A 6963-nucleotide genomic window follows, 5' to 3' on the forward strand; every position below is an offset into this window, starting at 1 on the left:
CGCCACAGCAGCACGGAGTCGCCGCTCGCCACCCACCCGTCCCGAGTATCCGAGCGAAGCAACATCCCGACGGATCAGGAGGATCGATGGATCTCGCCTTTCTGGAGCCCGTAGTCCGCACCCCGGGCCCCTGGGCGTCCGCCTACCTGGCGAACGCCACCCCCGGCCCCGACGCCGCCACCCATCAGGAACTCGCCGCCCGGCAGGCACGCGACGACCTCACCGAACAGGGCGCCGGTGACGCCGAGGCGCGCGGCGTCTACGAGGAGCTGAACGCGCCGCGTCCGGGCCCGCCCGGCCGCGCGGTCTTCGCAGCGAACGGCGCGGTCGTGCGGGAGGTGCCGCTGGGCTCGGCGCCTCCGGCGACGGAGGCTTCGTGGAGCGCCGTGCCGCGGCTGACGCCGCTGGTGGAGATGGCGGAGGACTCCCGGGTCTGCCTCCTGGCGTACGTGGACCGGCAGGGCGCCGACTTCGAGCTGCGGCACGCCCGTGGCGCGGAGACGGTGGGCCGCGTCGACGGCGAGAGCTGGCCCGTCAACCGCACCACGAGCTCCGACTGGTCCGAGCGCCGCTTCCAGACGGCCGTCGAGAACACCTGGGAGCGCAACGCCGCCGAGACGGCGGAGGAGCTGGCGAAGGCCGTGGTGGAGACCGAGGCGGACGTGGTGCTGCTGGTCGGTGACGAGCGCCAGCGGCGCAGCGTCCACGACCGGCTGCCGCAGGCCCTGGCCTCGCGCGTGGTGGAGACCGACCGAGGTGGCCGCGCGCCGGGCGCGCGGACGTCGCTGCTGGACGAGGAGGTGGCCCGGCTGCTGCGCGAGCGCCGGGAGCAGGAGCACTCCGAGCTGCTGGAACGGTTCCGGGCCGGGCTGGCGGGCGCCGACGGCGCTGCCGCGACCGAGGGGGTGCCCTCGCTGGTGGAGGCGGCGCGCGAGCGCCGGATCGCCACGCTGGTGATCGTCCCCGGCGGCTCCGACCACAACCGCGAGGTGTGGGTCGGGGGCGAGCCCGACCAGCTGGCGATGCGACGGACGGAGGCGCGGTCGCTCGGCGCGGACGACCCGGCGTCCGCGCGGGCCGATGACGCGCTGCTGCGCGCGGTGGTGGCGGCCGGCGGCGATGTGGTGGTGGTCGACCCGTCGGCCTACGACGGGGTGGAGCTGCCCAGCGGCGGCCTCGGCGCGGTGCTGCGCTGGGCGCACGGCGAGGAGAGCCAGGCGTCCATACCGGCGGTGGAGGCCGAAGCGGAGGAAGGAAACGGAACGGATGTGGTGACCGGGCGACCCGAGACGGTCGCCGGAGCCTGAGGAGGCACCCGATGGACGGCAGTATGCACGGCAGTACGGTCCGGATCGCGGCCGAGCGGGACTTCCTGGTGGGGGTCGGCCCCTTTGTGCTCGGCATCGTGCTGGTCACGCTGCTCATCGCGGCGGTCTGGTACGGAATCCGGCTGCGGCAGCGGGAGCTGCCGGCTCCTCGCCCGGAGGAACAGCCGGGACTGCCGCCCGAGGGCCCGGTCGGTGAGGTGATGGAGCACCCGGCGCACCCCGGTTTCGAGCCGGACGGGCGGCGGCTGCGGCCGCACGAACTCCAGCCGTTCGGGTCCACCCCGGGCGTGCCGGCCGACCGTGGCGCCCCCTCACCGGAGGGGGCGCGTGCCACCGGCACCGCGAAGGACGCGGACCCGACCGGGACCTCCGCGGAGCGGAGTGGCCCGGACGCCGACGGCGCCGGCGCCCGCGACCGGGGCTGACGCCGGGCCCCTTCCCCCGGCCGTGGGCCCGCCGCGCGAGATCGTCGCGCGGCGGGCCCACACGCGCGTCCGGCGGGTGTCCGTCCCCGGCGGGTCCGCGCCTCCTGGCCCGCGGCTCAGGCGGTGTCTCCCTCCGGCGGCACCGCCCTCAGCAGCAGTACCGAGCGGGCGGGGAGGGTGATGTCCTCGCCGGGGGCGTGCAGCGTTCCCGGGGGTGTCCGCTGGTCCTCGCGGGTGGTGTCGAGCACCAGTTCGTAGCCGTCGGCCCACGGGGCGCCGGGCAGTGGGAAGACGGCGGCCTCGCCACCGGAGTGCAGCAGCACCAGGAAGCTGTCGTCGGTGACGGGCCGCCCCTTCTCGTCGCGCTGCGGGATGTCCTGTCCCGAGAGGTACATGCCGAGCGTCAGGCTGGGGGCGTACCAGTCGGCCTCTGCCATCTCCTCGCCGGTGGCGGTGAACCAGGCGAGGTCGCGGATTCCCTCCGGGCCGTGGCGGCGCCCGGAGAAGAAGGCACGGCGGCGCAGCACGGGGTGTTCGCGGCGGATCCGGATCAGCCGGGTGGTGAGGTCGAGCAGGGAGCGCCAGGCCGGGTCCCGCGCCAGGCTCCAGTCGACCCAGCTGATGTCGCTGTCCTGGCAGTAGGCGTTGTTGTTGCCGCGCTGGGTGCGGCCCATCTCGTCGCCGGCGACCAGCATGGGGACACCCGTGGAGAGCAGCAGGGTGGTGAGCAGGTTGCGGAGCTGGCGGCGGCGCAGGGCCGTGATGTCGCGGGCCTCGGTCTCGCCCTCGGCGCCGCAGTTCCACGACCGGTTGTCGTCGGTGCCGTCGCGGTTGTCCTCGCCGTTGGCCTCGTTGTGCTTGCCGTGGTAGGAGACGAGGTCACGGAGGGTGAATCCGTCGTGGGCGGTGATGAAGTTGACGGAGGCGTACGGGCGGCGGCCGCCCCAGGCGTAGAGGTCGCTGGAGCCGGAGAGCCGGTAGCCGAGGTCGCGGACGTCGGGGACGGCGCCGCGCCAGTAGTCACGGACGGTGTCGCGGTAGCGGTCGTTCCACTCGGTCCACAGCGGGGGGAAGGCCCCCACCTGGTAGCCGCCGTTGCCGACGTCCCACGGTTCGGCGATGAGCTTGACGCGGCGGAGCACCGGGTCCTGGGCGATGACGGCGAGGAACGGGGAGAGCATGTCGACGTCGTGCATGGAGCGGGCGAGGGCGGCGGCGAGGTCGAACCGGAAGCCGTCGACGCCCATCTCCTGGACCCAGTAGCGCAGGGAGTCGGTGATCAGACGGAGCACCTGGGGCTGGACGACGTGGAGGGTGTTGCCGCAGCCGGTGTAGTCGGCGTAGTAGCGGGGGTCGTCGCCGAGCCGGTAGTAGCCGCTGTTGTCGATGCCGCGCAGCGAGAGGGTGGGGCCGAGCTGGCCGGCTTCGGCGGTGTGGTTGTAGACGACGTCGAGGATGACCTCGATGCCGGCGCGGTGCAGGGCGCGGACCATGTTCTTGAACTCGCCGACCTGCGCGCCCCGGGTGCCGGTGGCGCTGTAGGCGGCGTGCGGGGCGAAGTACCCGATGGAGTTGTAGCCCCAGTAGTTGGACATGCCGCGGCGCAGCAGGTGGTCCTCGTGGGCGAACTGGTGGACGGGCAGCAGTTCGACGGCGGTGATGCCGAGGCGGGTGAGGTGGTCGACGGCCGCGGGGTGGGCCAGTCCGGCGTAGGTGCCGCGCAGTTCCTCGGGGATGTCCGGGTGGCTCCTGGTGAAGCCGCGCACGTGGAGTTCGTAGATGACGGAGTCGGACCAGGGGGTCTTGGGGCGCCGGTCGTCGGCCCAGGTGTCGCGGTCGTCGACGACGACGCCCTTGGGGACGAACGGCGCGGAGTCGCGGTCGTCGCGAACGGTGTCGGCGATGTCCTGGTCGGGCCAGTCGCGGGCGTGTGCGTAGCACTCAGCCGGGATGGGGCGGCTGTCACCGGGTGGGGCGAAGTCGCCGTCGACGGCGCGCGCGTAGGGGTCGAGGAGGAGTTTGGCGGGGTTCCAGCGGGCGCCGGTCCACGGGTCCCAGCGGCCGTGGACGCGGTAGCCGTAGCGGCGTCCGGCGCCGACGCCGGGGAGGAAGCCGTGCCAGATCTCGTGGGTGAGTTCGGTGAGCGGGCAGCGGGTCTCGTTGCCGTCGTCGTCGAAGAGACAGAGGTCGACGCCTTCGGCCCCCGCCGCCCAGAGGGCGAAGTTGGTGCCGGGGGTGCCGCCGGGGCCGGTGCACACGCGGGCGCCGAGTGGCTGCGGGCTGCCGGGCCAGGCCTCGGGCGGCGGGCCTGCGGGCGGGCGGACCCGCACGCTGGGGCTGAGCGGTCCGGGGAGCCCGGTGGCCATGGTGCCGAGGGCGGTCTCGGCGGCGGTCTCGGCTCCGGCCGTCCCGTGCTCGGGTGCCTGGGACATCTCTGGCCTCCTGCTGATGCGGGTGGGGGTGCGGTGCGCGGCTGCGCCCGGTGGCGGGCCGTGGTGCGCGCCGCGGTGCGCGCGGTGCTGTCGGGTGCGTGTCACGGATGCGCGTCACGGATGCGTGTCACGGGTGGGTGCGGGTCCGGCTGCGGTGAGGGGGTGTCGCGGTGCGGTCGCGGAGGGCCCGCGGCGGGCGGCGTCGTTGCCGCTCCGTCAGCTGGTGTGTGTCGCCCGGCCGTCACCGGTTTCCTGATGGTTCTTCCCGGGCGGCCGCCTTTCCTCACTCGTGACCGGATCACGCCCCTTCATGCGACATTCCACCACTTTTGATAGCGAATAGCACTGTTTCTGGTGTTTCATGCGCGCTCTGCGAAGCCCTGGCCAGCACTAGTACGCAACGGTGACAATTCCGGTGCGGTGTCGCCTGACCCGTGTGGTTGGCTTGAGCTACGGCGCTCGCTGATCATCGCGGCGCCCGGGGCGCGAGGGGAGAACAACGTGAACAGGCGGCAGTGGGGCACGGGGCGGAGAGGTGCGATAGCCGCGCTTCTCGGTGTCGTCATGGTGGCTGCGACCGCGTGCGGCGGTACCAGCAAGGCCGAGGGGTCGGGGGACTCGGACGACGGCAAGGGAAGCGGCAACGGAGCGGGGGGCGACGACAGCTCGCTGACCATCGCGTTCAGCCCGGAGGACGGCGCGGAGTCCGTCGCCACATGGGACGAGTTCTCGGTGACCGCCGACGGCGGCACACTGACCGAGGTGACCGTCACCGACCCGGAGGGCGAGGAGGTTCCGGGCGAGTTCGCGGAGGACGACGCGAGCTGGACGCCTGTCGAGCACTTCGCCAACGACACCACCTACGAGGTCACCGCCTCCGGCGAGGACACCGAGGGCCGGGCGGCCACCGAGACCGCGGCCTTCACCACGGTCGCGGCAGAGGCCACCGTCGACACCAGCAGCATGCTGTGGAACTGGATCGAGGACGGCGGCACCGTGGGCGTCGGCACGGTCGTCTCGATCACCTTCGACAAGCCGGTGGAGAACACCCAGGCCGTCGCGGAGGCCATCGAGTTCGAGACCGAGCCGGCCGTCGAGGTCCGCCCGCACTGGTTCGGCAACCAGCGCGTGGACTTCCGGCCCGAGGAGTACTGGGCGCCCGGAACCGACGTCACCGTCAAGTTCCGCACCCGCGGCGTCGAGGTCTCCCCCGGCGTCTACGGCACCCGCCACAACGACCGCTCGTTCACCGTGGGCCACAGCCAGGTGAGCACGGTCGACGTCAAGAAGCTCACCATGGACGTCCAGCGCGACGGGGAGCTCCTCAAGAGCATCCCGATCACCGCCGGCTCTCCGGGCAAGGACACCTGGAACGGCAAGATGGTGGTGAGCGAGATGTTCGAGGAGACCCGGATGGACGGGGCCACCGTCGGCTACGACTACGACCTGCCGGACGTCCCGCACGCCATGCGGCTGAGCACCTCGGGCACCTTCCTGCACGGCAACTACTGGTCGTCCAACGACACCTTCGGCAGTCGGCTGGACACCCACGGCTGCATCGGCCTCAAGGACGTCCAGGGCCGCGGCGACAGCTCCACCCCGGCCGCCTGGTTCTACCAGAACACCCGGATCGGCGACGTCGTCGAGGTGATCAACTCCGACGACGACGTCATCGCGCCGGACAACGGCATCAACGGCTGGAACATGGACTGGTCCCAGTGGGGCGCCGGCCAGTGAGCCCACCGGGCCACGCCCCCGAAAGCCGGGCACTCCGGCGGGGATGACGCATCACGCACGACGGACCGGGACGGGCCCGGCGCGGCAGGGGACCACCAGGACCCGCACCGCGCCGGGCCCGTCCGCGTCCTCCCGGGAGGGATCGCGCACCGGGCCTCCGGCAGCCGGTGAACGACCGCTAACCTGGCGCCATGACTGTGCATCTCGAAGTAGCGGACGACGGCGTCGGCACCATCCGCCTGGACCGGCCCCCGATGAACGCGCTCAACGTCGCGATCCAGGACCGGCTGCGGGAACTGGCCGAGGAGATCGGCGGACGCGACGACATCCGCGCCGTGGTGATCTGGGGCGGCGAGAAGGTCTTCGCGGCCGGCGCCGACATCAAGGAAATGCGCGACATGGACCAGGCCGCGATGATCGCGCGCGCCCGCGGCCTGCAGGACGCGTTCACCGCCATCGCCCGCATCCCCAAGCCCGTCGTCGCCGCCGTGACCGGCTACGCGCTCGGCGGCGGCTGCGAGCTGGCACTGTGCGCGGACATCCGGATCGCCGCCGACAACGTACGGCTCGGCCAGCCCGAGGTGCTGCTCGGGCTGATCCCCGGCGCGGGCGGCACCCAGCGGCTGCCCCGCCTGGTCGGGCCGTCGAAGGCGAAGGACCTCATCTTCACCGGCCGCCAGGTCAAGGCGGCCGAGGCGCTGGAGATCGGGCTGGTCGACCGGGTGGTGCCCGCCGACGAGGTCCACGGCGAGGCGCACGCCTGGGCCGCCCGCCTCGCCGCCGGCCCCGCCATCGCGCTGCGCGCCGCGAAGGAGTCGGTCGACAGCGGGCTGGACGCCGGGATCGACACCGGCCTGACCGTCGAACGCACCTGGTTCGCCTCGTTGTTCGCCACCGAGGACCGCGAGATCGGCATGCGCAGCTTCGTCGAGGACGGCCCCGGCAAGGCGCGGTTCACCCGCTGACCCGGCCCCGGTGGCACCGTCACACCCGACGGCGCCACCGGGCCCACCCCGGCCTCACCGCCCGACGCGACCCTCC

At 73.1% G+C, this 6963-nt stretch carries 5 protein-coding genes; 4 read left to right on the plus strand and 1 reads right to left on the minus strand.

Annotated features, from left to right (window positions below; translation table 11 throughout):
- Window positions 1-86: 86 nt before the first annotated feature.
- Together E0D90_RS21700 and E0D90_RS21705 are read left to right on the plus strand one after the other, a co-directional pair.
- Entirely contained in the window at window positions 87-1307 is a 1221-nt protein-coding gene (locus tag E0D90_RS21700; RefSeq protein WP_157996907.1) for a baeRF2 domain-containing protein, read from the plus strand.
- An 11-nt stretch (window positions 1308-1318) separates the two neighbouring features.
- Window positions 1319-1753 (plus strand): DUF6479 family protein, encoded by a 435-nt coding sequence (locus E0D90_RS21705; protein ID WP_130799738.1) that lies wholly within the window; start codon window positions 1319-1321, stop codon window positions 1751-1753.
- A 116-nt stretch (window positions 1754-1869) separates the two neighbouring features.
- On the opposite strand, the gene glgX is transcribed toward E0D90_RS21705, so the two are convergent.
- The gene (gene glgX, locus E0D90_RS21710; protein WP_438827433.1) at window positions 1870-4185 is read right to left on the minus strand and encodes a glycogen debranching protein GlgX; all 2316 of its coding nucleotides are present in this window, start codon (window positions 4183-4185) and stop codon (window positions 1870-1872) included.
- A 564-nt stretch (window positions 4186-4749) separates the two neighbouring features.
- Here glgX and E0D90_RS21715 point away from each other — a divergent pair.
- Entirely contained in the window at window positions 4750-5922 is a 1173-nt protein-coding gene (locus E0D90_RS21715; protein WP_130799739.1) for a L,D-transpeptidase, read from the plus strand.
- A gap of 191 nt (window positions 5923-6113) precedes the next feature.
- The gene (locus E0D90_RS21720; RefSeq protein ID WP_103501494.1) at window positions 6114-6887 is read left to right on the plus strand and encodes an enoyl-CoA hydratase/isomerase family protein; all 774 of its coding nucleotides are present in this window, start codon (window positions 6114-6116) and stop codon (window positions 6885-6887) included.
- The last annotated feature ends 76 nt before the right edge of the window (window positions 6888-6963 follow it).

The sequence above is a fragment of the Streptomyces otsuchiensis genome (genome assembly GCF_004305975.1).
GTDB classification, from domain to species: domain Bacteria; phylum Actinomycetota; class Actinomycetes; order Streptomycetales; family Streptomycetaceae; genus Streptomyces; species Streptomyces otsuchiensis.